The 24508-nt window shown below is 40.3% G+C and carries 25 protein-coding genes and 1 pseudogene; 4 read left to right on the top strand and 22 right to left on the bottom strand.

Features of this window, described 5'->3' with window-relative positions; all coding sequences use genetic code 11:
- The first annotated feature begins 841 nt into the window (after positions 1-841).
- A complete protein-coding gene (locus ABX891_RS03135; RefSeq protein WP_154903610.1) occupies positions 842-2689 on the top strand; it encodes a cation:proton antiporter in 1848 nt (615 codons plus the stop codon).
- A 69-nt stretch (positions 2690-2758) separates the two neighbouring features.
- Here the strand turns inward: ABX891_RS03135 and ABX891_RS03130 are convergent, their stop codons facing one another.
- From ABX891_RS03130 to rpsJ, 21 genes are all read right to left on the bottom strand, one after another.
- Positions 2759-3397, bottom strand: coding sequence for a tetratricopeptide repeat protein (locus ABX891_RS03130; protein WP_039489024.1), 639 nt, complete (start codon positions 3395-3397; stop codon positions 2759-2761).
- Positions 3398-3508: 111 nt separating this feature from the next.
- The gene (locus ABX891_RS03125) at positions 3509-4822 is read right to left on the bottom strand and encodes an adenylosuccinate synthase (RefSeq protein ID WP_024597266.1); all 1314 of its coding nucleotides are present in this window, start codon (positions 4820-4822) and stop codon (positions 3509-3511) included.
- A gap of 214 nt (positions 4823-5036) precedes the next feature.
- On the bottom strand, positions 5037-5915 hold the full coding sequence (gene hflC, locus ABX891_RS03120) for a protease modulator HflC (protein ID WP_002957880.1): 879 nt from the start codon (positions 5913-5915) through the stop codon (positions 5037-5039).
- Positions 5916-5920: 5 nt separating this feature from the next.
- Positions 5921-7090: an FtsH protease activity modulator HflK gene (gene hflK / locus ABX891_RS03115; RefSeq protein WP_002957881.1), complete on the bottom strand. Its 1170-nt coding sequence runs from the start codon at positions 7088-7090 to the stop codon at positions 5921-5923.
- A gap of 100 nt (positions 7091-7190) precedes the next feature.
- Positions 7191-8480, bottom strand: a complete 1290-nt coding sequence (hflX, locus tag ABX891_RS03110; RefSeq protein WP_024597267.1) for a ribosome rescue GTPase HflX — start codon at positions 8478-8480, stop codon at positions 7191-7193.
- 15 nt (positions 8481-8495) lie between these two features.
- Positions 8496-8759, bottom strand: a complete 264-nt coding sequence (hfq, locus tag ABX891_RS03105; RefSeq protein ID WP_024597268.1) for an RNA chaperone Hfq — start codon at positions 8757-8759, stop codon at positions 8496-8498.
- 78 nt (positions 8760-8837) lie between these two features.
- Positions 8838-9755, bottom strand: coding sequence for a tRNA (adenosine(37)-N6)-dimethylallyltransferase MiaA (miaA, locus tag ABX891_RS03100; protein ID WP_354628886.1), 918 nt, complete (start codon positions 9753-9755; stop codon positions 8838-8840).
- A gap of 10 nt (positions 9756-9765) precedes the next feature.
- Positions 9766-11613, bottom strand: coding sequence for a DNA mismatch repair endonuclease MutL (gene mutL, locus ABX891_RS03095; protein WP_024605620.1), 1848 nt, complete (start codon positions 11611-11613; stop codon positions 9766-9768).
- A gap of 33 nt (positions 11614-11646) precedes the next feature.
- Positions 11647-12990: an N-acetylmuramoyl-L-alanine amidase gene (locus tag ABX891_RS03090; RefSeq protein ID WP_138489744.1), complete on the bottom strand. Its 1344-nt coding sequence runs from the start codon at positions 12988-12990 to the stop codon at positions 11647-11649.
- 27 nt (positions 12991-13017) lie between these two features.
- Positions 13018-13485, bottom strand: a complete 468-nt coding sequence (tsaE, locus tag ABX891_RS03085) for a tRNA (adenosine(37)-N6)-threonylcarbamoyltransferase complex ATPase subunit type 1 TsaE (protein WP_002957887.1) — start codon at positions 13483-13485, stop codon at positions 13018-13020.
- Positions 13486-14163: 678 nt separating this feature from the next.
- Positions 14164-14421: a 30S ribosomal protein S17 gene (gene rpsQ / locus ABX891_RS03080; protein ID WP_002957888.1), complete on the bottom strand. Its 258-nt coding sequence runs from the start codon at positions 14419-14421 to the stop codon at positions 14164-14166.
- Complete coding sequence (gene rpmC / locus ABX891_RS03075; protein WP_002957889.1) at positions 14421-14612, bottom strand: 50S ribosomal protein L29; 192 nt, start codon at positions 14610-14612, stop codon at positions 14421-14423. The genes rpsQ and rpmC overlap by 1 nt, the downstream gene beginning before the upstream one ends.
- Positions 14612-15025 carry a 50S ribosomal protein L16 gene (rplP, locus tag ABX891_RS03070; protein WP_002957890.1) on the bottom strand — a complete coding sequence of 138 codons (414 nt, stop codon included), beginning with the start codon at positions 15023-15025 and terminating at the stop codon, positions 14612-14614. The genes rpmC and rplP overlap by 1 nt, the downstream gene beginning before the upstream one ends.
- Before the next feature lie 12 nt (positions 15026-15037).
- Positions 15038-15739, bottom strand: a complete 702-nt coding sequence (gene rpsC, locus ABX891_RS03065; RefSeq protein ID WP_002957891.1) for a 30S ribosomal protein S3 — start codon at positions 15737-15739, stop codon at positions 15038-15040.
- A gap of 11 nt (positions 15740-15750) precedes the next feature.
- Positions 15751-16083 carry a 50S ribosomal protein L22 gene (rplV, locus tag ABX891_RS03060; protein WP_002957892.1) on the bottom strand — a complete coding sequence of 111 codons (333 nt, stop codon included), beginning with the start codon at positions 16081-16083 and terminating at the stop codon, positions 15751-15753.
- A gap of 13 nt (positions 16084-16096) precedes the next feature.
- The gene (rpsS, locus tag ABX891_RS03055; protein WP_004588689.1) at positions 16097-16375 is read right to left on the bottom strand and encodes a 30S ribosomal protein S19; all 279 of its coding nucleotides are present in this window, start codon (positions 16373-16375) and stop codon (positions 16097-16099) included.
- A 15-nt stretch (positions 16376-16390) separates the two neighbouring features.
- The gene (gene rplB, locus ABX891_RS03050; protein WP_002957895.1) at positions 16391-17215 is read right to left on the bottom strand and encodes a 50S ribosomal protein L2; all 825 of its coding nucleotides are present in this window, start codon (positions 17213-17215) and stop codon (positions 16391-16393) included.
- A gap of 15 nt (positions 17216-17230) precedes the next feature.
- The gene (gene rplW / locus ABX891_RS03045; RefSeq protein ID WP_002957896.1) at positions 17231-17533 is read right to left on the bottom strand and encodes a 50S ribosomal protein L23; all 303 of its coding nucleotides are present in this window, start codon (positions 17531-17533) and stop codon (positions 17231-17233) included.
- The gene (gene rplD, locus ABX891_RS03040) at positions 17530-18135 is read right to left on the bottom strand and encodes a 50S ribosomal protein L4 (RefSeq protein WP_002957897.1); all 606 of its coding nucleotides are present in this window, start codon (positions 18133-18135) and stop codon (positions 17530-17532) included. The genes rplW and rplD overlap by 4 nt, the downstream gene beginning before the upstream one ends.
- A 17-nt stretch (positions 18136-18152) precedes the next feature.
- Positions 18153-18788: a 50S ribosomal protein L3 gene (rplC, locus tag ABX891_RS03035; protein ID WP_002957898.1), complete on the bottom strand. Its 636-nt coding sequence runs from the start codon at positions 18786-18788 to the stop codon at positions 18153-18155.
- Positions 18789-18815: 27 nt separating this feature from the next.
- Complete coding sequence (gene rpsJ / locus ABX891_RS03030; RefSeq protein ID WP_002957900.1) at positions 18816-19127, bottom strand: 30S ribosomal protein S10; 312 nt, start codon at positions 19125-19127, stop codon at positions 18816-18818.
- A 417-nt stretch (positions 19128-19544) separates the two neighbouring features.
- Between rpsJ and plsB the strand changes: the two genes are divergently transcribed.
- Positions 19545-21983 carry a glycerol-3-phosphate 1-O-acyltransferase PlsB gene (plsB, locus tag ABX891_RS03025; RefSeq protein WP_354628884.1) on the top strand — a complete coding sequence of 813 codons (2439 nt, stop codon included), beginning with the start codon at positions 19545-19547 and terminating at the stop codon, positions 21981-21983.
- A gap of 22 nt (positions 21984-22005) precedes the next feature.
- On the opposite strand, the gene tesB is transcribed toward plsB, so the two are convergent.
- A complete protein-coding gene (tesB, locus tag ABX891_RS03020) occupies positions 22006-22863 on the bottom strand; it encodes an acyl-CoA thioesterase II (RefSeq protein WP_002957902.1) in 858 nt (285 codons plus the stop codon).
- 77 nt (positions 22864-22940) lie between these two features.
- Between tesB and ABX891_RS03015 the strand changes: the two are divergent.
- Positions 22941-23398, top strand: a pseudogene (locus ABX891_RS03015) (EVE domain-containing protein).
- 69 nt (positions 23399-23467) lie between these two features.
- On the top strand, positions 23468-24502 hold the full coding sequence (locus ABX891_RS03010; protein WP_354628883.1) for a cytosolic protein: 1035 nt from the start codon (positions 23468-23470) through the stop codon (positions 24500-24502).
- Positions 24503-24508 lie beyond the last annotated feature (6 nt).

The raw sequence follows: 24508 nt of genomic DNA, 5'->3' as shown, positions 1-24508 counted from the left end.
GCTCACCTTAATTAGACGAGCTAAAACTAAGTAGCTAGGTTTAAAACATAGCTTCGAATTTTTCTTTCATTTAGGCAACACTTTTTTTACACACGCGAAAACCATATCTAAAACAATAAGCTTAGATTTAAGGTTAAGTATAAAGTAGCAACAACCCAATAATATTGAGCAGCACTAATCAAAAAATTTAAAAGTGTTGTTTATGCATCGCTGTAAAAAGCTGTGTGTGGCTTTTTTATTAACAACATACATAGAGCCTCTAAAGTCTGATACACCAACAGATAGGGTGAAGACCAAAGGACCGAGATTTAACCGCCACGATGGGGGTTAAACATTGAAAGTAATAGTTCAACTCAAACCTTTATTTACTTAAATAATTAAATAAACTTGTTTAGCAAAACCATACCAAGAGTTCGGCAAATGAAATTATGTAGTGTTCGAATACTAGTAACACCACTAATGCATGATTATAAAGATTAAAAATGACGTTAAGATTAACAAACCACTTTTACTTCCAATAAACTTCATTAGATAACTAATTATTAGAACACAAAGCATATTACACTAAATACCCCTTAAAAATCAAGGTTAAAATTCGAGCGAAGCTAATTCCTTCTCGTTTGTGGTGTTAGATTGTTATTAAAATTCAACCAATTAAACAATTAATACAGCTTAAAATAAGGCGGCTTAATACGCGCAAAATAATTTAAGCCTACTAATCTTCTATAAGCAGCTAAAATTGATTAGTAATATTTGAATTTCCCGTGTATACCCCTGTATTAATAATTAACAAAAGTTATACTTTCTAAACAAACCGTCATAAATAAGGAATTCTTAATCTATGTCAGCAATTTACATAGCCGGTATCGCACTTTGCTCTGTGCTTGCCCAATGGGTCGCGTGGGCTTTTAGAGTGCCCGCTATTCTTTTCTTATTGCTTACTGGTCTTTTACTTGGGCCATTTAGTGGTGTTTTAGACCCTGATGCATTGTTAGGTGATTTACTGTTTCCTGTTGTATCACTAAGTGTTGCCATCATTTTATTTGAAGGATCCTTAACTCTGCATTTCAGAGAGCTAAAAGGAATCGGAAAAGTTGTAAGGAACCTTTGCTCCATCGGCATGCTTACTACCTGTATTGTTATTAGCCTCAGCGCCTATTGGTTGCTTGAACTTAATTGGCGTGTAGCTGCGGTATTAGGTGCAGTGCTAGTTGTAACAGGCCCTACTGTTATAGCACCGCTATTAAACTCAATGCGCCCAACACAAGACATTGACCGCATACTTCGATGGGAAGGTATTGTAATAGACCCGATCGGCGCATTATTCGCTGTATTAGTATTTGAAGCCGTAATGCTGGTAGGCCAAGGCGAAGTATTTAGCCACACTATTATTGCTTTAGTTAAAACCCTAGGTGTTGGATTAAGTATTGGTGTTGCTGCTGGTTGGTTAACAACACTATTAATGCGCCGCGAGTGGCTACCATTTGAATTACATAAGTTTGGTATATTGGCATTAGTACTCATTAGTTTTTCTGTATCAAACTATTTAAGCCATGAATCAGGCCTATTAGCCGTGACTGTATTTGGTATTTGGCTTGCTAACCAAGACGATTTAGAAATAGATTCTGTACTTGAGTTCAAAGAAGACTTGTCGATGATATTAATATCAACGCTGTTTATTTTACTTGCAGCACGCTTACAGCTCTCTGATTTAATGATGCTCGACAGCGATGTATTTATATTTTTAGCTATCGTGCTTTTTGTTGCTCGGCCACTGTGTATTGCTATTTCGACCTTTGGTACTGACTTACCAATGAAGTCTCGTTTGGTACTTGCCTGGATAGCTCCACGCGGTATAGTCGCCGCAGCCGTTGGGTCGGTATTTGCGCTTAGCATGATGGAGTCTGGTGTTGCGGATGCTGAAAAAATGGTACCTCTTATATTTACAGTAATTATAATTACCGTTGTACTACAGAGCTTAACCGCCATTCCTGTCGCCAAGCTATTAGGTGTACGCCAGCCATCGCCAAATACAATATTAATTATTGGTGCAAACCATGTATCGCGTGCAATCGGCCGAGGCTTACAAGAGCAAAACATTCCGGTTCACCTGTCAGATCCTGCATGGGAAAACTGCAGAATGGCACGTATGGATGGTTTAGCTTGTTATTATGGTAACCCGCAATCAGAGCATGCTGAACGCTACTTACCTCTAACAACGATTCGTAGTGTATTAGCATTATCGCCAAATCGTCATCATAATGCGTTAGGTGTTCAATACTTTTCTCATTTACTTAATGAAAAAAATGTATTTTCGCTACGCTCATCAACGTCGCATGCAAAAGCAAATAAAGACAGCGCAACGTTTTTATCTAGACAAATACTGTTTGGAGACGAAGGCTCGTATGCACGTTTAAGCAGTATTATAGCTAAAGGCGGTAAGGTTAGTTCAACACGTATCTCGGATGAGTTTAGCTGGGAACAATACTTAGAAATGAACCCTGAGGCTATCCCTTTATTTATTCTCAAAGGTGATAAAGACAGTGATGACGATACACCAATTAAGCTAAGACCGTTTACAATCAATATGGAAAAACCGCCGCAAGAAGGCGAACGCGTTGTTGCATTACAGCCGCCTAAAATGTCAGTTTTAAAAGACCCGCAAACAAAGGCTAAAGAAGACAGTTAAATACTTTTACAGTCTGTAAAAACTAAAAAACCCTAACTTAAAAAGTTAGGGTTTTGTTTTTAACAGCCATTAAATAGGAAGGCGAGCTCGAGCAACCACACTATCTGGCATTTTTTGCGCTAACTTAGTCAGCGCTCGCTCAATTTTTCTATGAGTCGCTTTATCTGCCACCATAGAATTGAATAGCCAACGATAGGCATCTTCAAAATCACGCGGGCTGCCATAACCATCATTAAATAATTTAACTAAACGTAGTTGTGCTTTTAAATTGCCTTGCGACGAGGCTTCACGCAAATACGTAATTGCCATTGCTTTATCTTGCTGAACTAAGCGACCAGTGTCATAGTATCGTCCCAATTGCTCTAGCGCTGCCGCTAAGCCTTGCTCAGCTGCTTTTCGCATGTAATACACACCTAACTCTACATTGCGATCAACGCACACGTTATAAGCCAGCATATCGCCGTATAAAAATTGATAAGACGGCAATGCCATTTTATTGGCTCGTGCTTCTATATCTTGCACCAACTGGCAATCATCTGCCTTTACGCGCGCTAAATGCGTATTTTTATTTATTAACGCAATTAGCTCTGATTCTGTATACAGCGGCACAGCAGCAGGGCTTTCTGTAGCTAAGCTGTTGGTTGCAATAAATAAAGACAGCGGTATTAACGAAAGCCTTAGTACGCAATTACGATTAAATAAACGCATATTCACCACTTATATAAATAAACTTATTAAATAATATACAAAGATCGTTCCAAGGTGAATTTTAGACACAAAAAAAGCTGCACGAAGCAGCTTTTTTTAATCTAATGGTAATTACGCAAACGGATTGCGAAGCACCATAGTTTCTACACGGTCAGGACCTGTAGAAATAATATCAATTGGAACACCTGTAATTTCTTCAATACGTTTGATGTAGTCAATCGCAGCTTTTGGTAAACCGTCAAGACTCGTTACACCAACAGTGTTTTCTGACCAACCTGGCATTTCTTCGTATACTGGTGTTACTTTATCGTAACCTTCAGCCGCTAATGGTGTTACGTTAGTAACTGTGCCATCTTCAAGCTTGTAACCAGTACAGATTTTAAGTGTTTCTAAGCCATCTAAAACATCAAGCTTAGTTAAACAAAAACCTGAAATACTATTGATTTGAACTGCACGGCGCATAGCCACTGCATCTAACCAACCAGTACGACGAAGTCGACCTGTTGTAGCGCCAAACTCATGGCCTTTATCACCTAGGTGCTTACCAACTGGATCTTGTTTATCAAGACCGTCGTAAAGCTCTGTAGGGAAAGGACCTGAACCAACACGTGTAGTGTACGCTTTAATAATACCTAAAACGTAATCAAGGTTTAATGGACCAAAACCTGCACCAGTCGCAACGCCACCAGCGGTAGTGTTTGAAGATGTTACATAAGGGTAAGTACCGTGATCTATATCAAGTAACGTACCTTGTGCACCTTCAAATAAAATGTTTTCGCCTGCTAAACGCGTTTGATCTAAAAGCTCAGTTACATCTACAACCATTGCTTTTAAGATATCAGCAACAGCCATTGCATCATCAAACGTTTTTTGGAAATCTACAGCATCTACTTTGTAGTAGTTAACTAAAGTGAAGTTGTGGTACTCAAGCACTTCTTTTAATTTAGCTGCAAATACTTCAGGATTAAATAAATCGCCTACGCGTAAACCACGACGTGCTACTTTATCTTCGTACGCAGGACCGATTCCACGGCCAGTTGTACCAATAGGCTTATCGCCACGAGCTGTTTCGCGGGCTACATCTAATGCAACATGGAAAGGCAAGATTAGCGGACATGCTTCACTTATTAAAAGACGCTCGCGTACTGGTACGCCGCGCTCTTCAAGCATGCCAATTTCTCTCATTAGCGCTTCTGGTGATAAAACTACACCATTACCAATCACACATTTAACATTGTCACGTAATACACCCGATGGAATAAGGTGTAGAACCGTCTTTTCACCTTCGATAACTAAAGTATGACCCGCATTGTGGCCACCTTGATAACGAACTACTAAAGATGCTTTGTCTGTAAGGAGATCAACTACCTTACCCTTTCCTTCGTCACCCCATTGGGTGCCTAATACAACAACGTTTTTACCCATCGTAAATTCACTTAGAGAAAATTAGGACGAGATTTTACCAGAAAACTAAAGTAAAGATCACCCCTGTTCAGCTTATTTTTTCTGCGGGCAATTGTTATATCCAAATATTGACCAATAACCACATAAATAACAGTGATTTAACGCACTAGTTTGTATTTAACAAAAAGCCCCGCAAATGCGAGGCTTTTTAACTTTTAAATAATTAACGTAAAGTCTATTGAGCTTTAGCGCCTTTCATATATTGGAAGAAGTCGCTATCTGGTGAAAGCACCATAACATCTTGCTTATCTTTAAAAGTCTTTTTGTAAGCTTCCAGCGAACGTACAAAACTAAAGAACTCAGGGTCTTTGTTGTACGCATTAGCATAAATGCCTGCAGCATCAGCATCGCCTTGACCACGTACAGAACGTGCATTACGCTCAGCATCAGCAAGCATTACAGTTACTCGACGGTCAACTCCCGCACGAATAGTCTCTGCTTTTTCCTGACCTTCAGAGCGGTGCTCTTTTGCAACCGCAGTACGCTCAGCGCGCATACGTTGGTAAATAGAGCTACTCACTTCTTGTGGTAGGTTGATTTGCTTAACACGTACGTCTAGTACTTCAATACCTAGCTCACGTGCACTTTCAGAAGCTTGTACTAACGCTTCTTCCATCAACTCGCTACGCTCACCTGATACAATTTCGCGAATTGTACGTGTACCAAAGTTTGTACGAAGACCATTGTTTACTTTTTGCTTAAGTAGCGTTTCAGCATATTGCTTATCGCCACGAGCACGTAAGTAAAAAGCACTAAAGTCATTAACGCGCCATTTTACAAACGAATCAACAATTAAGTCTTTTTTCTCGCTAGTAACAAAGCGATCTGGCGCACCATCTAGCGTTTGAATACGTGCATCAATACGACGTACTTGGCTAAAAAATGGAACTTTAAATTGTAGGCCAGGGCCATATACAATCGCTTTATCGTCGCTATCTTTTTGTACTTTACTGAATAACATTACAATTGCTTTTTGCCCTTCAGGTACAACAAATACCGATGAGAAAGACATAACAATGGCAGCTAATAGTATTACTAAACTAAAGTTTTTCATTATGATTATCTCCCATCATTGAAGCGGTCGTTGTTAAAGCGGTCATTACCACTATTAACAGAGCTATTGCGCGACGTATTAACTTTATTACGTAAGTCTTGAATATCACTTGAACTTGGAAGTGCAACTCGTGTTGCGGTTCCTTGCTTGTCCATGATTTTATCAAGAGGTAAATACATCATGTTATTGCCGCCTTTAACATCAACCAATATTTTAGAACTACTCCCTAACACTTCTTCCATTGCATCAATGTATAAGCGCTCACGAGTAACTTCTTTAGCTGCTTGATATTCAGGTAAAAGCTTTTCAAAGCGAGCTACCTCACCTTGTGCTTCCAATGTAATGCGCTCTTGATAACCTTCCGCTTCTTGAGTCATACGCGTTACTTGACCACGAGCACGCGGTTCAATTTCACGAGCATATGCTTCTGCTTCACGGATGAAACGTTCTTCATCTTCTTGTGCAGCAATTGCATCATCAAATGCATCTTTAACTTCAGTTGGTGGACGAGAGTCTTTAAAGTTCACGTCAGTAACAATTAAACCTAAGTTATATGGTTCGATAATCTTATTAAGCTCATCCCATGTATTTTGACGAACAACCTCACGGCCATTAGTTAATACTTGGTCCATTTTTGCATGGCCCACAACATAACGCAGTGCACTGTCTAGCGCTTCTTCTAAGCTACTATCTGCGTTAGTTACGCTAAATTCATAAAGGTATGGGTCAATAACACGGTATTGCACCTGAAACTCAACGCTCACTACGTTTTCGTCTTCAGTAAGCATAAAACCAGAAGCCGATAATGAACGAACAGCTTCAATATCTACTGGGATTACCGTTTCGATGAAAGTCATTTTCCAACGCAAACCAGGATCAGCAATTCGGTCATATTTACCAAATTGTAGAACCACACCACGCTCGGCTTCTTTAACCGTATAAATACCACTTAACGCCCATACAATAACGGCGATAATAAGTATGAATGAAATACCGGCTCCGCCAAGTCCACCGCCGCTACCATTGCCGGATTTTTTCCCGCCAAATAAGCCGCTGAACTTGTTACTAAACTTGCGGAACACCTCGTCTAAATCAGGTGGGCCTTGATCACGTCCGCCTTTATTATTCCACGGATCTTTGTCATTGCCATTATTACCCGGTTCATTCCAGGCCATAGCTATACTCCATTGTTATCTAAATAAATTAGGAAATTGTGTTAAATCTAACAAATCTACCGCGTTTCTCATACAAAAACCGACATTAAAACGTCAATTTTTAATTACGGTTGATAAAACCAGCAATTTCAGGACCAAATTCTTTAATTAAACGATTCCACTCAACCATTGGCATTCTAACATCTAAAAGCCAATTACCTTGCTCATCAAATTGCTCTTCATGCACTGCATTTAAGCTGAACAATGCAGCTCTTAAGCGACCATACAATGGCGTAAGAAATAATGTTTCGTTAAACATCTTCTTAGCTAGTAACTCACTGATAGCCTCGCTAAGTAATTCACACCCTTCACCAGTCTGAGCGCTAAGCCATACTCTTATAGGTTGGCCTTCGTCGTCTCGATCAATACGTGGGCTTACGTTATCCAGCGCATCAATTTTATTATAAATTAATAGCTGTGGTACTTCGTCGGCCTCAATTTCTTTAAGCACCGATTGTACTTGTTCAATATTTTCTTGCAGACGTGAGTCTGCTGCATCAATTACATGTAACTGCAAATCAGCTTCGCGAGTTTCAGTAAGCGTTGCTTTAAAAGCAGCAACTAAGTCATGTGGTAGGTGACGAATAAAGCCCACTGTATCAGCTAAGATAACAGGGCCAACATCACCTAACTCAAGCTTACGTAGAGTCGGGTCAAGCGTGGCAAACAACTGATCGGCCGCGTATACATCTGAATTTGTAATTCGATTAAATAATGTAGATTTACCCGCATTGGTATAACCAACTAATGAAACTGTAGGTATTTCGTTGCGAGTACGAGCTCGCCTACCTTGTTCACGTTGCACTGCAACTTTTGCTAAACGTGCACGAATATTTTGGATACGGGCACGAAGTAATCTTCTGTCAGTTTCAAGTTGAGTTTCACCAGGGCCACGTAAACCAATCCCGCCTTTTTGACGTTCGAGGTGAGTCCAGCCTCGAATTAATCGAGTCGACATATGGCGAAGTTGAGCCAATTCAACTTGCAGCTTACCCTCGTGGGTACGTGCGCGCTGGGCAAAAATATCAAGAATTAGCGTCGTTCTATCAAGCACACGACATTGACAAACGCGCTCTAAATTACGCTCTTGTGATGGCCTGAGTTGATGATTAAAAATTACGACATCTGCTTTGTGGATTTTGACAATCTCAGCTATTTCTTCTGCTTTACCGGTACCGACGAATAGTTTCGGATGTGGTGCTTGACGGCTGCCTTGCACAACCGCCAAACTACTAACACCAGCAGAAGATACCAACATTTCTAATTCATGAAGATCTTCACGATCTCCTTCTTTAGGTAAGTCGATATGAACTAAAATTGCCTGTTCGCCGGATTCATAGCGGTCAAACAAACATTATGCTCCTAATTAAAAGTTTCCAGCTTCTGCCTCTTCAGTGTCTTCACTCCCTTGAACTGCTTGGAAGTTAACTGCGCGAGCAGGGACAACTGTAGAAATTGCATGCTTATAAACCATTTGATTTACGGTGTTCTCTAGTAAAATAACAAATTGGTCAAATGACTGAATTTTGCCTTGTAATTTTATGCCATTTACTAAAAAGATTGATACTGGAATGCGCTCACGTCGTAGTGCATTCAAAAATGGGTCTTGTAACGATTGGCCTTTTGCCATGTTATTGTTCCTTCGTTCTAGGTGTTATTATAATTAAGTGGCTGAACTTATTTGATAAAAAACAATATTCAACTACTACTAGCTTAGCGAACTTACTACACGATGCAAGTTTTCTTCGTCGCCTGTTGTTAACCAAGTAACATCAGGCCAACTACGAAGCCACGTTAACTGCCGTTTTGCCAGCTGACGTGTTGCTGCGATGCCACGAAAAACCATTTCATCATGGCTTGTTTCACCCGCAAGGTAATCCCACATTTGTCTATAACCAACACAACGAATAGAAGGCATATTGGGGTGTAAATCCTTACGTAGATATAGGGTCGAAACTTCATTTTCAAACCCCTGATCAATCATTATTTTAAACCTTTCTTCAATTCGGCGATGTAATTCACTGCGTTCTTGCGGTGCAATTGCAAATTGATGAAAAGTATAAGGTAAAGCCGGCTGTTTTTGCATTTGCAACTCAGTCATGGCCTTACCAGTTAACCTGTAAACCTCTAAAGCCCGATTAATTCTTTGTGAATCATTTTCACTTATTTTTTCGGCTGCTTTTGGGTCAACTTTAACTAATTCTTTATATAAATGAGGCCAGCCAAATTCTTTCGCTTGCGCTTCTAACTCTGCTCTTATCTCTGTATCTGCTTCAGGTAATGGCGATAAACCATCAATTAAAGATTTGAAGTACAGCATTGTACCTCCAACCAATACAGGCACTTTACCTTGTCTGTGAAATTCGTCAATTTTTTGCACTGCATCGCGCCTAAAATCTGCAACTGAATACGTTTCACTCGGGTCAAGTAGATCAATTAAATGATGCGGAGCTTTGGCTAATTCTTCGGCATCAGGTTTTGCTGTACCAATGTCCATACCTTTATACACTAGCGCTGAATCTACGCTGATTATTTCTGTATTTAAATGCTCGCACAGCGAGATTGCCAATGCTGTTTTACCTGCTGCAGTTGGACCCATTAAAAATATAACTGGTAAATTACTCAACACTGATACCTTAATCTAATTGCGTTAAATAGTGATTTAGCTCTATTTTAACTGCTTTTTTACGCAAGCGTTCAATAGTTTGTGGATTATTTTGTAAGCGCATTTGTTGCGCTAAAAATACATTGCTTAAATAAAATCGGGTCGGCACGCATTTCATTTGCCATTCTAACCAATTTTCTATATTTTCAAGTTTTGCTTTACACGCATCAAGTAGCTCACCTACCGCTGCACTTACGTCAAGTAAATATAAACACGCTGGCAATTTTTTAACCATTACAAATTGTTTTTCTATTACAAGTTCAAAACCAAGTAAGGTAAACCACGATTGCTGGGATTCTATAAGTAAACAATCTTCTTTTTCTAAGTTTACTCGCACTGGTAACAAAAGGGCTTTCCCTTCTAAACTTCCGAACTCTTTAATTTGATTATGCCAATCATCAACTAATGCATATTTAAAATGTGAGCAATACAATTGCTGCTCTTCACTAAAGACACACACTCCTTCACTAACACTTATAATAGAAACAGCTTTTAAGACATTATCAACAGATACTGACTGGTGTTGTGCAGCAGATATATTGGCTGCATTATCAAAATGTGCGGCGTGTTGCTCACTCACTCCTTGATAAAACGCATTTACGTCATGATGGCTCGTGCTTGGTGTAGCACGGTATGTACCGCCAACACTTCTAGTACCTGAGGACGAACTTGAGCTACCAGCACTTCCAGAGTAAGAAGGCTGTAATTGCGATTTAGGGTAATCAAACACTCCTTCGCTTTCTATATTATTAGCACTGCTATGCGTTGACTCAATGAACGCTGGCGTGAATTCTGCTTCTGTGCTCGCTGATTCGTTAGTGAATTCGCCTTGCAATGGCACGACTACCTGCTTAATAGCTTGCAATATAAAATCATGAATTAACCGCCCTTGATGAAAACGCACTTCATGCTTAGCAGGGTGAACATTTACATCAACCTGCCGAGGGTCAATATCAATATAAATGACAAAACCGGGTAATTCTTGTGTTCCACTTACTTCTTCAAATGCCTGGCGTATAGCATGCAAAATAAGCTTATCGCGCATCATGCGATTATTCACATAAGTGTACTGAGTCGTATTCGCTGAGCCTACAGGTAGCACCCAACCATGCAGCTGTAGGCCAGCCTCTCCTGATTGAATATGCAAACCTTGCTCAGCAAAGGCCTTACCTGCAACTTGTGCTACGCGTGTTATAGCCTGAGAGGGATCAGTTTTGGCACGATACTGCCTTACTACTTTTTCGTTGTGAGTTAGTGTAATAGAGACATCAAAGCGACTAAGCGCAATACGCTTTATCAACTCATCAATATGGCTAAATTCAGTTTTTTCGGTGCGTAAAAATTTACGACGTGCTGGAGTATTAAAAAATAAATCTTTTACTTCAATGGTTGTGCCATCGGGATGCGCTACAGGTTTTACTTGAACGGCCATGTCGCGGCCTTCTGCAAAAGCTTGCCAAGCTGCTTCTTGCTCTTTTGGTTTTGAGCTCAGCGTTAAACGCGACACAGAACTAATTGACGCAAGTGCTTCCCCTCTAAAGCCAAGTGAGCAAATGTTTTCAAGGTCATCAAGTGATTTTAATTTACTTGTCGCGTGGCGAGAAAGTGCGAGCGTTAGCTCATCTTTACTTATCCCTGCGCCATTATCACGAATACGAATAAGTTTGTGGCCGCCGCGCTCAATATCAATTTGAATACGCGTTGCGCCAGCATCTAAACTATTTTCAACAAGCTCTTTTACTACCGACGCTGGGCGCTCAACCACTTCGCCTGCGGCAATTTGGTTGGCTAAACGCGCTGGTAATATTTCAATATTCATGAGACTTCCTAGCAAACATTGCGCTAATAATGACTAACTTTGAGGTATATCGAGCTCTTGCCCAATAAATAAGGTATTAGAACTAAGCTTATTAACTTGTTTTAATTTATTGACTGTAACGCCATAGCGACTCGCTAACATACTTAAAGATTCACCGGGGCGTACTTTATGCTTTGTTGGATATTGCGACTTTAATTTAGCAAATAACGAATCATCCGGCGGATTTTTCAAATAATAATTTTTAATTGAAGTAAATATCGCTTTAGCTAAACGCTCTTGATGATTAGGGCTTTTAAGTAGCTTTTCTTCTCGCGGGTTAGATATAAACCCCGTTTCTACCAAAATAGATGGAATATCTGGTGATTTTAGTACTGCAAGGCTCGCATGCTGGGGATCTTTTTTATGCAGTTTGGCAACCTTACGAAGCTCTTTAACCACTTCGTCAGCTACATTTAAGCCAGTTTTCATAGAGTGGTCCATCGACATATCAAGCAACGCTTGTGCTAGATATTTTTCATTGGCGGCATCTTTCATTACATCAGCAGCGCCACCTAAAAGCTCGGAGTGTTTTTCTTTATCTTCTATCCATTTACCTATTTCTGAATTAGCACGTCTTAATGATAAAACCCACACAGAGGCACCATTTGGCCCAGGGCTTGTAAATGCATCAGCATGAATAGAAACAAAAAAATCTGCCTTTTTTTCACGGGCTCGATTAGTACGGGTATTTAATTTTACAAAATAGTCACCGCTTCGTACCATGCGCGAAATCATGCCACGTTCGCCATCAATCATGCGCTCTAAACGCTTCGCAATTTGCAGTGTAACTGTTTTTTCGTAGGTGCCTGATGGCCCAATTGAACCAGGATCTTCGCCACCATGCCCCGCATCAATCGCAATAACAATGTCGCGCTCTTGACTTAGTTGACGGTTTTTAGCGGCTGTTTGAGCAGGAGAAACAACTGTAGTAGCTTGGCTTTTATTGTATAAATCAACAACGAGTCTATTTTTATAAGGGCCTGTAGGTGCGAGGGCAAATACCACTGGCTTTATTGGCGCACTTAATTCAAATACTAAACGTACGCTTTGTTTATTTTTAGGTTTTGAGTAACGTAATTTGCTTACTATTTGATGTTTCGGGGGCACACCTGGCAATGTTTTTAACTCGCTAGTATTTTCTAAATCAATCACTAGGCGGCTAGGGTTTTTAAGCATGAAATAGCTAAAGTCGGGCTTATCATTTAAATCAAATACCACGCGCGTACTATCTGGAGACGGCCATACACGCACACTATTGATTGTGTTTTTAGCCCATAGCGGCAAGCTTATGGTGATAACCATAAGATAAATAAAAAGTTTAACTACACCTCGGCTCATTGGATAATTACTGCCTTAACTATATTATTATTGATTATTTAGTTTTTCGACAATTGCTATACCGCGCTCACTCGCACTATTTATAACAATTTTACGTTCGTTACCCACATAGCTTAGAGTAATATCTAAATCAGGCACAGGAATAAATTCACCACCCTTTTCAGGCCATTCAACAACACAAATTGCGTCTGCTGAGAAATAATCGCGTATTCCCATGTATTCGAGTTCTTCAGGATCACCTAAGCGGTATAAGTCAAAATGATAAACATTTGCACGCTCAAGCTCATAAGGTTCTACTAGTGTATAGGTCGGGCTTTTAACCTTACCTGTATGGCCAAAGCCTTGCACTACACCTCGTGTAAACGTTGTTTTACCAGCACCTAAATCACCATGTAAATAAATAACCGCACCTTGCTCTATAATATCAGCAACGCGATTACCCATTGCAACCGTGGCAATCTCATCAGTTAAATGAAATTCAAAACTACGCGTCATTATTACCTCAAAAATTCATTCAAAAGCGCATATTTGCTAATCATACCAGAATATTCATTTTAGGCGATAAATTGAGGTTTTAGACATAAAAAAACCACACAAGCGAATGATTAAAGTTATATTTGAATATCTATTTTCGATACCTTAAAACTGTAACATTGAAATAAAGTAAGAGAAAAGCAGCACAACGGCTGAGATGCCTATAGCAAGTATTAAAGTTACTGAGATATGTAAGCTTATAATCAAACTTTTGTGATTCACCCACTAGTTCTGACACCAAAAATATATAACAACAACGGAGTTGATGACACAAACCAGAAAACTACCCTGCATGCTTTTGTATTTCTGATAAAAAGATAATACCAACTAACTTAACGTCTTTAGTTTTAATAGTTTTAATAGTTTTCATAAAATAATACCAATTCGCTTAATTAAGTGATCTATTTTGAGGCTGGAAAAACGTGTTGATAGGTAGGCAGAAATTCGCTATTTAGTTGTTCTAAATGAGCATTTTTTAAAGCAGGTAGCGACACGTTTAGCCCCGCAAAATGATTAAGTATTATTGCGGATTGGTATAAGTCCTAAATGTATAAACACGTTTCAGGATAAGGCAGTTCCAGAAAACAAAAAGCCCCGGCTAATGCCAGGGCTTTTTTACAAAACTAACTTAATTAAAAATTAAGCTTGTTTTGGACTAGAAATAACGTCTACTAAAGTCCAAGATTTATTCTTAGAAATTGGTGCGCATTCACGGATAGTAACTACGTCACCCGCTTTTGCTGTGTTATTTTCGTCATGTACGTGTAACTTAGTCGTACGTTTAATGAATTTCCCATAGATTGGGTGCTTCACATAACGTGCGATAGCGATAGTGAAAGATTTTTCCATCTTGTCGCTGATTACACGGCCTTGAAGAGTACGAATTTTATCGCTCATTATTGACCTGCCTTCTGGTTAATAACTGTTTTTACACGCGCGATATCGCGGCGTACTGTTCTTAGCGTGTGTGTCTGAGCTAACTGACCAGTGCTAGCTTGCATGCGCATATTAAATTGCTCACGAAGTAGTCCTAGAAGTTCAGCATTAAGCTCTTCTACGCTTTTATCTTTTAGTTCGCTAGCTTTCATCACATTACCGTCCGAGTTACGAAAGTTGTTTTGAATGGCAGTTTACGAGCAGCAAGGTCAAACGCTTCACGAGCAAGCTCTTCTGAAACACCTTCCATTTCGTAAAGTACTTTACCAGGCTGAATTTCAGCAACCCAATATTCAACAGAACCTTTACCTTTACCCATACGAACTTCAAGAGGTTTTTCTGTAATCGGTTTGTCAGGGAAGACACGAATCCAGATTTTACCTTGACGTTTCACGTGACGCGTCATAGCACGACGAGCTGCTTCGATTTGACGAGCAGTCATACGGCCACGGCCAGTTGCTTTCAATCCGAAAGTACCGAAGCTTACTTTGTTACCGTTTTGCGCTAAACCGCGGTTGCGGCCTTTGTGCATTTTACGGAATTTTGTACGTTTTGGCTGTAACATTACTCGCTACCTCTACTTAGCACTTTTCTTGGCTTTCTTTGGTGCGCGTTTAGCTGGCTTCTCTTGCTCTTGTACTAGTGGTAAACCACCAATAACTTCGCCTTTGAAGATCCAAACTTTAACACCAATGATACCATAAGTGGTTAAGGCTTCAGAAGTTGCGTAATCGATATCAGCACGAAGAGTATGTAGAGGTACACGACCTTCACGATACCATTCTGAACGTGCGATTTCAGCGCCGCCAAGACGACCGCTAACTTCAACTTTAATCCCTTTAGAACCGATGCGCATTGCATTTTGTACCGAACGCTTCATAGCGCGACGGAACATAACACGACGTTCTAGTTGAGAGGCAATGCCGTCTGCTACTAGTTGTGCATCTAGTTCTGGTTTACGTACTTCAGAGATATTAATCTGAGCAGGTACACCAGCGATTTTAGTTACCGCTTGACGTAATTTTTCTACGTCTTCGCCTTTTTTACCGATAACAACACCCGGACGAGCCGTGTGAATTGTTACTCGGATTGATTTTGCTGGACGCTCAATAACGATTTTAGACACAGAAGCCGTTTTTAATTCCTTAGTAAGGAATGTACGAACTTTGTGATCGCCAAAAAGCTGTGCAGAGAAATCTTTTGAACTCGCGTACCAGGTAGAAACCCAAGGTTTAGATATACCTAGGCGAATACCAGTAGGATGAACTTTTTGTCCCATTACTTATACTCCTAGCTATCTGAAACCATAACAGTGATATGGCTTGTACGCTTAAGGATGCGATCTGCGCGTCCTTTAGCACGAGGCATAATACGTTTCATTGTAGGACCATCGTCCACAAAGATCGTTGTTATACGAAGCTCATCAATGTCAGCACCTTCGTTATGCTCTGCGTTAGCAATAGCAGACTCAAGTACTTTCTTAACTAATACAGCCGCTTTCTTAGGGCTGTACGCCAGGATTTCTAGTGCGCGATCTACAGGTAACCCGCGGATCTGATCTGCAACTAGACGTGCTTTTTGCGCCGAACCAGAGGCGAATTTATGTTTAGCTAATGCTTGCATTTATCTTCCCCTCTTATCGTTTCTTCGCTTTCTTATCCGCAGCATGGCCACGGTAAGTGCGAGTTGGTGCAAATTCACCTAGTTTGTGACCGATCATTTCGTCAGAAACGAAAACTGGTACGTGCTGGCGACCATTATGGACAGCAATGGTCAATCCGATCATGTTAGGTATGATCATTGAACGACGGCTCCAAGTTTTAATTGGCTTTTTCTCACCGCTTTCCAAAGCTTTCTCTACCTTCTTCAGCAAGTGTAGGTCTATAAAAGGACCCTTCTTGAGAGAGCGTGGCATGGCTATTCCTCAATATTACTTAGTACGACGACGTACTATAAATTTATCCGTACGCTTGTTCTTACGCGTCTTCGCACCTTTAGTCGGCTTACCCCATGGAGACACAGGATGACGACCACCAGATGTACGACCTTCACCACCACCGTGTGGGTGATCTACCGGGTTCATGGCAACACCACGAACTGTCGGACGAATACCACGCCAGCGATTTGCACCTGCTTTACCAAGTGAACGAAGCATATGCTCTGCATTGCCTACTTCACCTAGAGTCGCACGACAATCAGATTCAACTTTACGAACTTCGCCTGAACGAAGACGTAATGTTACATACTGACCATCACGAGCAAGGATTTGAACGTATGCACCAGCAGAACGTGCGATTTGAGCACCTTTACCTGGTTTTAATTCTACGTTGTGAACAGTCGAACCTACAGGCATATTACGCATTGGTAATGCATTACCAGGTTTGATTGGTGCATCAACACCAGACTGGATTGCATCGCCAGCTTTTAAGCCTTTTGGTGCGATAATGTAACGACGCTCACCGTCTGCATATAATACAAGAGCGATGTTTGCGCTACGATTTGGATCGTATTCTAAACGTTCAACAGTGGCTGGAATGCCATCTTTAGTACGTTTAAAATCGATTAAACGGTAATGTTGTTTATGACCACCACCGATATGACGAACCGTAATACGACCATTGTTATTACGACCACCTGATTTAGAGTTTTTCTCTAAAAGTGGTGCGTATGGCTTACCCTTATGTAGATCAGAGTTAACCACTTTAACTAGGTGACGACGGCCCGCAGAAGTAGGCTTACACTTTTGAAGTGCCATAATTCTATCCCCTTATTACTCGGCGCCGCCGACAAAGTCTAGCTCGCTGCCTTCTTTAAGAGTAACGTAAGCTTTTTTCCAGTCGCTACGACGACCGAAACGTGCGCCAGTACGTTTTGTTTTACCCTTAACGTTAAGTGTGCGAACACCCGTTACTTCTACTTCAAAAAGCTTCTCAACTGCTACTTTAATTTCAGCTTTAGTTGCGTCATTTACTACTTTAAAAACAATAGTATTGTTTTCTTCAGCAGCAATTGTGCTTTTTTCAGAGATATGTGGAGCAAGGATCACTTTTAAAAGACGTTCTTCGCGAATCATGCTAGCGCCTCCTCAAGTTGCTTAACAGCAGCGGCTGTAATAAGTACCTTATCGAAAGCAATTAAGCTTACAGGATCGATACCAGCTACATCACGTGTGTCAACCTTATAAAGGTTACGTGCCGATAAGAAAAGATTTTCATCAACTTCTTCAGTCACGATAAGAACATCTTTAAGCTCAAGTTCTTTAAGCTTAGCAACTAGTTCTTTAGTTTTTGGTGCTGCTAGAGCAAAACTTTCAACAACGATTAAACGCTCTTGACGAACTAATTCAGATAAGATGCTTTTAATCGCACCACGGTACATTTTACGGTTTACTTTTTGGCTGTGGTCTTGTGGTTTAGCTGCAAAGCTAACGCCACCTGAACGCCAAATTGGGCTACGGATTGTACCGGCACGTGCACGGCCAGTACCTTTTTGAGCCCATGGTTTTTTACCACCACCGCTTACTTCAGAACGTGTCTTCTGAGCACGAGTACCTTGACGAGCACCTGCTGCGTATGCAACAACTACTTGGTGTACTAATGCTTCGTTAAACTCACGTCCAAAAGTAGCTTCAGAAACTTCAAGACCGCCAGAAGCGTCTTTAATTGCTAATTCCATCACTAAATCTCCAGGACTTATGCTTTAACAGCTGGTTTAACGATAACGTCACCGCCAATAGCTCCAGGTACTGCACCCTTAACTAAAAGCAAATTACGCTCAGCGTCAACGCGAACTAGTTCTAAGTTTTGAGTCGTTACACGCTCAGCACCCATATGACCGGCCATTTTCTTACCTTTAAACACCTTACCAGGTGATTGGTTTTGACCGATTGAACCAGGAGCACGGTGAGATAGAGAGTTACCATGTGTAGCGTCTTGCATGCTGAAATTCCAGCGCTTAACACCACCTTGGAAACCTTTACCTTTAGAAGTACCGGTTACGTCAACCTTGTTGATTTCGTTGAATAATTCAACAGTAAGCTCAGCGCCTACTTCAAAATCGCCTTCACCACCGTTAAGGCGGAATTCCCACAGACCGCGACCCGCTTCAACACCAGCTTTAGCGAAATGACCCGCTTTAGCTTTGTTTACACGACTTGCTTTTTTAGTGCCTGCGGTTACTTGAAGCGCGTTATAACCGTCTGTTGCGTCAGATTTGATCTGAGCAATGCGGTTAGGTGTCGCTTCAATAACTGTCACAGGGATAGATACACCATCTTCAGTGAAGATTCGTGTCATACCCACTTTACGACCGACTAGACCTAATGCCATTTTCCTAAAACCTCTCTAATCTTTCGATTAACCCAGGCTGATTTGAACATCAACACCAGCAGCAAGATCTAAACGCATAAGCGCGTCTACAGTCTTGTCAGTTGGTTCTACGATGTCTATCAGACGTTTATGGGTGCGGATCTCGTACTGATCACGCGCATCTTTATTAACGTGCGGTGAAGTTAGTACAGTAAAACGTTCAAAGCGTGTAGGTAGTGGGATTGGACCACGTACTTGTGCGCCAGTGCGTTTCGCAGTTTCCACGATTTCTGCCGTTGATTGGTCAATCAAACGGTGGTCAAAAGCTTTTAGGCGAATACGAATGCGTTGATTTGACATTCTTAACCTCAATATAAAGAGCATATAAAAGAGCATAAAAAAACGACCGAAACAATCTTAAAACTTAAGATGTCGGCTGTTTGATTATATCTACGTTGAGTTCCAAATCGGAACTCCTGTTTATTAGCTTGAAATCCAAGCTTAATTTATCCTTTCTAGTTCCCAGAGGAATTTTGAAAGCCTGCGTATTATAGAGGTATTGGTGATAAATGCAACAACTATTTAGAAACAATACAATGCCTATAAATTTGATTAAATAAGCACCCATACATGCTTACTAGCTATACTTGAACTAATACCTCTACTGTTAGTCAATAAACAAGTTAACACCTTAATTACGCAAACTAAGGGATTTTTAGATATTATGGTATCCTACTGCGCTAATTTTGCCCTTAATACTCTCAATATGGTGAGTCGATGCGTATTTTTAATTATTGTTTAAATGTTATGTCTGCTGGATTTAGCCGCTTATTTGTAAAAAGCAAAGTGCTGCCAGAAAATCCGATTAAACAGTATGATCTAAACCCTGAGTACCCTACATTTTATATAGTGCGTTTAAATTCACGATTTGATTTAGCGGCTCTCGCACATGCGTGTAAAAAAAATGGTCTACCTAGCCCAACTGAAGAGCAAGTATTAGGTAACCAAGATTTAGACCGTTTTATTGGTATTAAAAATCCACCACCACTGTTTGGTGATGAAGCTAAGCCAACCAATGCTTTAGCTCAAGGTAAACAAATTATTGAATACCTAATACAAAGTGGGCAGCAAAACGTACAAGTGGTGCCTGTTACTATTTTATGGGGTCGCGACCCGGGTAAAGAAAAGCCAGGGCTACGCACTTTAATTACGCACTCTCTAACTCCTAGCTGGTTTAGAAAGTTTTTTGTGGTGTTGTTTTCAGGACGCGACAACTTTATTCGCTTTAGCCAACCACTCGACTTATCGCTTTTAGTCAATGAAAAAGCCGATGTAAGCGAGTTACCACATAAATTATTACGTGTAGCACGTGTTCACTTTAAGCGCCAAAAGCTAGCTGCTACAGGCCCTAAAATGCCCTCTCGTGAGCAATTATTTAATTCATTATTAGCGTCACCTACAATAAAAAAAGCAATTCAAGATGAAGCTAAAGCTAAAAACATTAGCCAAACAGAAGCCCGCCAAAATGCACTTAAGCTACTTGATGAGATAGCTGCTAATTACTCTGAAGCAATGATACGTGTGGCCGAAAGGTTTTTAACTTGGTTATGGAATAAGCTTTATAATGGTATTGATATTAAACACGCCGAACAAATTCATGAACTAACAGATAAAGGCCATGAAATAATTTATATGCCTTGTCATCGCAGCCATATGGATTACTTACTGCTTACTTACTCTATTTATCATTTAGGTTTAGTACCTCCGCATATAGCTGCTGGTATAAATCTTAACTTTTTCCCTGCCGGAGGCATATTTAGACGCTCTGGTGCGTTTTTTATTCGTCGCTCGTTTGCAGGTAATAAACTTTATTCTGCCATATTCAAAGAGTATTTAAGCCAACTGTTTATTAAAGGTTACTCTGTTAAGTTTTACACGGAAGGCGGTCGAAGCCGAACTGGGCGCTTACTTCCACCTAAAACAGGTATGCTATCTATGACATTACAAGCAATGCTACGCGGAATAGACAGACCAATATCTATCGTTCCTGTGTACATTGGCTACGAGCACGTAATGGAAATTAACACCTACCTTAAAGAGCTAGATGGAAAAGATAAAAAAGGCGAATCTATATTTGGTATTTTTAAGGCAATCAAAAACCTTAAAAACTACGGTCGTGGTAATTTAAACTTTGGCGACCCAATCTCTATTAACCAATACTTAAACGATAACCAACCTGATTGGCGTGATTCAATACACCCAACTGACGTGCAAAAGCCACAATGGTTAGCACCACAAGTAACTAAACTTGCCGACCAAGTAATGGTTAAAATTAATAATGCAGCGGCGCTTAATGCGGTTAACTTACTAGCGATGATATTGCTGGTTAATGATAAGCAAGCATTGAGTAAACCAAAGCTATTAGCACAGCTTGATTTTTATCTGCGCTTACAGCGTGATGCCAGCTACAGTAATAAAGTAACTACACCAGACGAAACACCAGAGCAATTACTAACGCATGCATTAAAGCTTAATAAGTTTGAAGTTATCAGTGATGAGTTTGGCGAAATCATTACGATTAGCGATAAAGAAAAAGTACTGTTTAATTACTACCGAAACAATATTTTGCACTTGTTTGCAGTACCAAGCTTAATTGCACTACATCTATTTAAACAACACAGCACTACGATTGCTCAATGCCAGCAACTTGTAAAAACATTTTATCCGCTATTTGCTAAAGAGTGGTATTTACAGCCTCTTGATGAAAACTATATAACGCGTATTTTAGCTAACTTTGCTGATCAAAATTTAATTGAGTTTGATGGCGATAACATTCATATAACGAACAGTAATGACTGCTTAGCTAAGCTAGAAATGCTTGGACGAGCACTTAGTTTTACTCTACAACGTTACGCTATTGTGATTGGTTTTATTCAAACAAGTGATGGCATTGAAAAAGCAGAATTAGAACGAGAGAGCCAAGTGCTTGCACAGCGTTTAGGCACACTGCATGGCATTAAAACACCTGAGTTTTTTGATAAAAAAGTACTTGTTAGTTTTATCGAAAACTTACGTGGCGAGTCGTTAATAACAGAGGGTGATAAAGGCTTAGTAGGCAGTACACAACTTTGCGAAACCTACGCACACCTTAAAACATTACTGCCAGCACGCGTCTGGCAGTCAATCAGCGATATAGTACAAGATCAGTGTAACTAGTAATATATCTATAGAAGGGGGGTTAGCGCTGACGCATAACCCCTTCTTGCATTGTTGAGGCAACCAAGTTGCCTTGGCGATCAAAAAACTGCCCGCGTACCAAACCACACCCATTACTCGCACTTGGACTGTCAATTGAATACAAAATCCAATCATCCATTCTAAATGGCCGATGAAACCACATTGCATGATCAATAGTAGCTACTTGCATATTTGGCTGCATAAACGATACACCATGAGGCTGCAATGCTGTTGGTAAAAACTCAAAATCAGAGGCGTATGCTAATAAGTAATTGTGGATGCGCTGATCGTCTGGCATTTCACCATTAGCTTTAAACCAAATATGCTTTACCGGCTCCATAACTTCTGGTTTAAACGGGTTATGAAAAGTTACTGGTCGCATTTCAATTGGCATTTCACGCGTAAACTTATTACGGATGACTTCAGGGATATGAGAAGCGTTATCTTGATAAAACTCAAGTGATGAGCGTAACTCTTCAGGTGCGGGTACATCAGGCATTGTTGCTTGATGCGACAAACCATTTTCTTCACCCTGAAACGACGCTGTCATATAAAAAATTGGCTTACCGTACTGAATCGCTTTTACTCGGCGAGTACTAAAGCTCTTTCCATCGCGAATAGTTTCTACATCATAAACAATCGGTTTAGCTGGATCGCCTGGGCGTAAAAAGTAAGAATGTAATGAGTGAACTATACGCCCCTCAGGTAGGGTTTCTTTGGCAGCAGAAAGCGCCTGCCCCATAACTTGACCGCCAAATACAGCACCAAAGCCTAAATCTTGGCTTTGTCCTCGATATAAACCTTGCTCAATTTCTTCAAGTGTTAACAACGACAATAAATCATCTAATACTTGGCTCATTACTTCTTCCTCATTACCCTAGTATCCAAATGATACTATACAATAGTGGGAAGTAAATATTTGTTAGGAATACTGTTATGGCTTACTGGCTATTTAAAACTGAACCCGATGCGTTTTCATTAGATGATTTAAAAAACGCACCAAAACAAGCGACTCTTTGGGAAGGCGTGCGTAATTACCAAGCGCGAAACTTCATGCGTGATGGCGTTAAGCTCGGTGATTCAGTGATGATTTACCATTCAAGCTGTAAACACGTAGGTGTAGCGGGTATTGCCGAAGTGACACACGATGCCTACCCTGACCCTACTCAGCTTGATTTAAGTAGCGACTATTACGATGCAAAAGCCACCAGCGACAAACCACGCTGGGTTGTTGTTGAGGTTACTTACCAAAGCCATTTAAAAAAATTAATTAGCCTTAAAGATATTAAAGCCAATAATAATATTACTGAAATCGCACTTAAAAAGGCGGACGACTATCAATAATGCCTGTTACTAAAAATGACTGGGATGAAATAATCAAAATGGCGCAGTAACACCCTCTCGGTTTGACCTAATTTCATTGAGTTTGATATGATCTACGCTGACTTATAGCTGGAGGATTAATGAAATTACTGTATTGGTTAGATGAATGGTTAACTCTCCCGCGCAATGAGCAACAAACTCGATTACCCATGACGGGTAGTGATTTACTCGGCGATGTATTTGTTAAGTATGATTTTGTTGACGTTAATAAGCCCCTGCTTTTTACCTTTTCACCCGCAGGCACTAACGTGCAAGAGCAAGATCTTCACCCTGATTTTGCACCATGGGGTTATCACTTGGCTCAAAAACAAAACGTAAACGTAATCGCTTTTCAGCATTTAGGTAAAAGTAATTGGTTTCGTAATCGTAATTTAATCTTTTTTCTCGAGCAATTATCAACATTACTTACGCCGTTTAATTGTCGATTAGGCTATGGCTTAAGCCGTGGCGGATTTGCTGTTGGCGCTTTTGCTAAACTATTAAAGCTAAACCAAGTACTGTTCTTTCACCCGGTAAGTACTAAAAATAAAGAATTAGTACCGTGGGATGACCGCTCTAGTACCGATATAGCTCAGCAGTTTGACTGGCAACAAGATTATCACGATCTAGATTTAGGAGATGCCCAAGGCTATATTATTTACGATCCTACTAATCGTATAGACCGAATGCACGCCAAGCGCTATAAGCAGTTAACTCACTTGCGAGTATTTGGTATGGGACATGGCACACACGCTACATATTTGAATAAGTTTGGGTTTTATAAGCAAGTAGCCGTTGATTTCATTCAACATCAGCAAATCGATATTGCACAGTTTCGCCTGCAAACCAAAACCTTACGCTTAAAAGAAGATTATTACAAAAGTCTCAATACGGCTAATGCAGACTCCCCCCATCGTTTAGCATTATTGAGTACAGCGCATAAAATTTTAGCTGATGAAAAAGAAGTGTATGTACAAGAACATCAGGCAAAAATTGATATTCAGCCATTAATAGACGTTGCTCTTAAGCATCAAGATGAGCATCCTAATGATGCCATTCAGTTATTAGAAGTTGCTCAACAACTTGTACCTGACGATCCTTTAATTGAGCATAAAATTAAGCAACTAGAAGAGTAGTTACGC

The organism is Pseudoalteromonas sp. NCIMB 1079, from assembly GCF_040567695.1.
GTDB classification, from domain to species: domain Bacteria; phylum Pseudomonadota; class Gammaproteobacteria; order Enterobacterales; family Alteromonadaceae; genus Pseudoalteromonas; species Pseudoalteromonas distincta.
Note: the sequence above shows the minus strand (reverse complement) of the source record. Positions and strands in the feature narration are given on the sequence as shown.

Excerpts from the sequence above, each read along its gene's own strand:
- ABX891_RS03135 (WP_154903610.1), top strand. The coding sequence starts at position 842 with ATGTCAGCAATTTACATAGCCGGTATCGCACTTTGCTCTGTGCTTGCC.
- ABX891_RS03130 (WP_039489024.1), bottom strand. The coding sequence starts at position 3,397 with ATGCGTTTATTTAATCGTAATTGCGTACTAAGGCTTTCGTTAATACCG.
- ABX891_RS03125 (WP_024597266.1), bottom strand. The coding sequence starts at position 4,822 with ATGGGTAAAAACGTTGTTGTATTAGGCACCCAATGGGGTGACGAAGGA.
- hflC (WP_002957880.1), bottom strand. The coding sequence starts at position 5,915 with ATGAAAAACTTTAGTTTAGTAATACTATTAGCTGCCATTGTTATGTCT.
- hflK (WP_002957881.1), bottom strand. The coding sequence starts at position 7,090 with ATGGCCTGGAATGAACCGGGTAATAATGGCAATGACAAAGATCCGTGG.
- hfq (WP_024597268.1), bottom strand. The coding sequence starts at position 8,759 with ATGGCAAAAGGCCAATCGTTACAAGACCCATTTTTGAATGCACTACGA.
- mutL (WP_024605620.1), bottom strand. The coding sequence starts at position 11,613 with ATGAATATTGAAATATTACCAGCGCGTTTAGCCAACCAAATTGCCGCA.
- ABX891_RS03090 (WP_138489744.1), bottom strand. The coding sequence starts at position 12,990 with ATGAGCCGAGGTGTAGTTAAACTTTTTATTTATCTTATGGTTATCACC.
- tsaE (WP_002957887.1), bottom strand. The coding sequence starts at position 13,485 with ATGACGCGTAGTTTTGAATTTCATTTAACTGATGAGATTGCCACGGTT.
- rpsQ (WP_002957888.1), bottom strand. The coding sequence starts at position 14,421 with ATGAGCGATAAAATTCGTACTCTTCAAGGCCGTGTAATCAGCGACAAG.
- rpmC (WP_002957889.1), bottom strand. The coding sequence starts at position 14,612 with ATGAAAGCTAGCGAACTAAAAGATAAAAGCGTAGAAGAGCTTAATGCT.
- rplP (WP_002957890.1), bottom strand. The coding sequence starts at position 15,025 with ATGTTACAGCCAAAACGTACAAAATTCCGTAAAATGCACAAAGGCCGC.
- rpsC (WP_002957891.1), bottom strand. The coding sequence starts at position 15,739 with ATGGGACAAAAAGTTCATCCTACTGGTATTCGCCTAGGTATATCTAAA.
- rplV (WP_002957892.1), bottom strand. The coding sequence starts at position 16,083 with ATGCAAGCATTAGCTAAACATAAATTCGCCTCTGGTTCGGCGCAAAAA.
- rpsS (WP_004588689.1), bottom strand. The coding sequence starts at position 16,375 with ATGCCACGCTCTCTCAAGAAGGGTCCTTTTATAGACCTACACTTGCTG.
- rplB (WP_002957895.1), bottom strand. The coding sequence starts at position 17,215 with ATGGCACTTCAAAAGTGTAAGCCTACTTCTGCGGGCCGTCGTCACCTA.
- rplW (WP_002957896.1), bottom strand. The coding sequence starts at position 17,533 with ATGATTCGCGAAGAACGTCTTTTAAAAGTGATCCTTGCTCCACATATC.
- rplD (WP_002957897.1), bottom strand. The coding sequence starts at position 18,135 with ATGGAATTAGCAATTAAAGACGCTTCTGGCGGTCTTGAAGTTTCTGAA.
- rplC (WP_002957898.1), bottom strand. The coding sequence starts at position 18,788 with ATGGCATTAGGTCTAGTCGGTCGTAAAGTGGGTATGACACGAATCTTC.
- rpsJ (WP_002957900.1), bottom strand. The coding sequence starts at position 19,127 with ATGTCAAATCAACGCATTCGTATTCGCCTAAAAGCTTTTGACCACCGT.
- plsB (WP_354628884.1), top strand. The coding sequence starts at position 19,545 with ATGCGTATTTTTAATTATTGTTTAAATGTTATGTCTGCTGGATTTAGC.
- tesB (WP_002957902.1), bottom strand. The coding sequence starts at position 22,863 with ATGAGCCAAGTATTAGATGATTTATTGTCGTTGTTAACACTTGAAGAA.
- ABX891_RS03010 (WP_354628883.1), top strand. The coding sequence starts at position 23,468 with ATGAAATTACTGTATTGGTTAGATGAATGGTTAACTCTCCCGCGCAAT.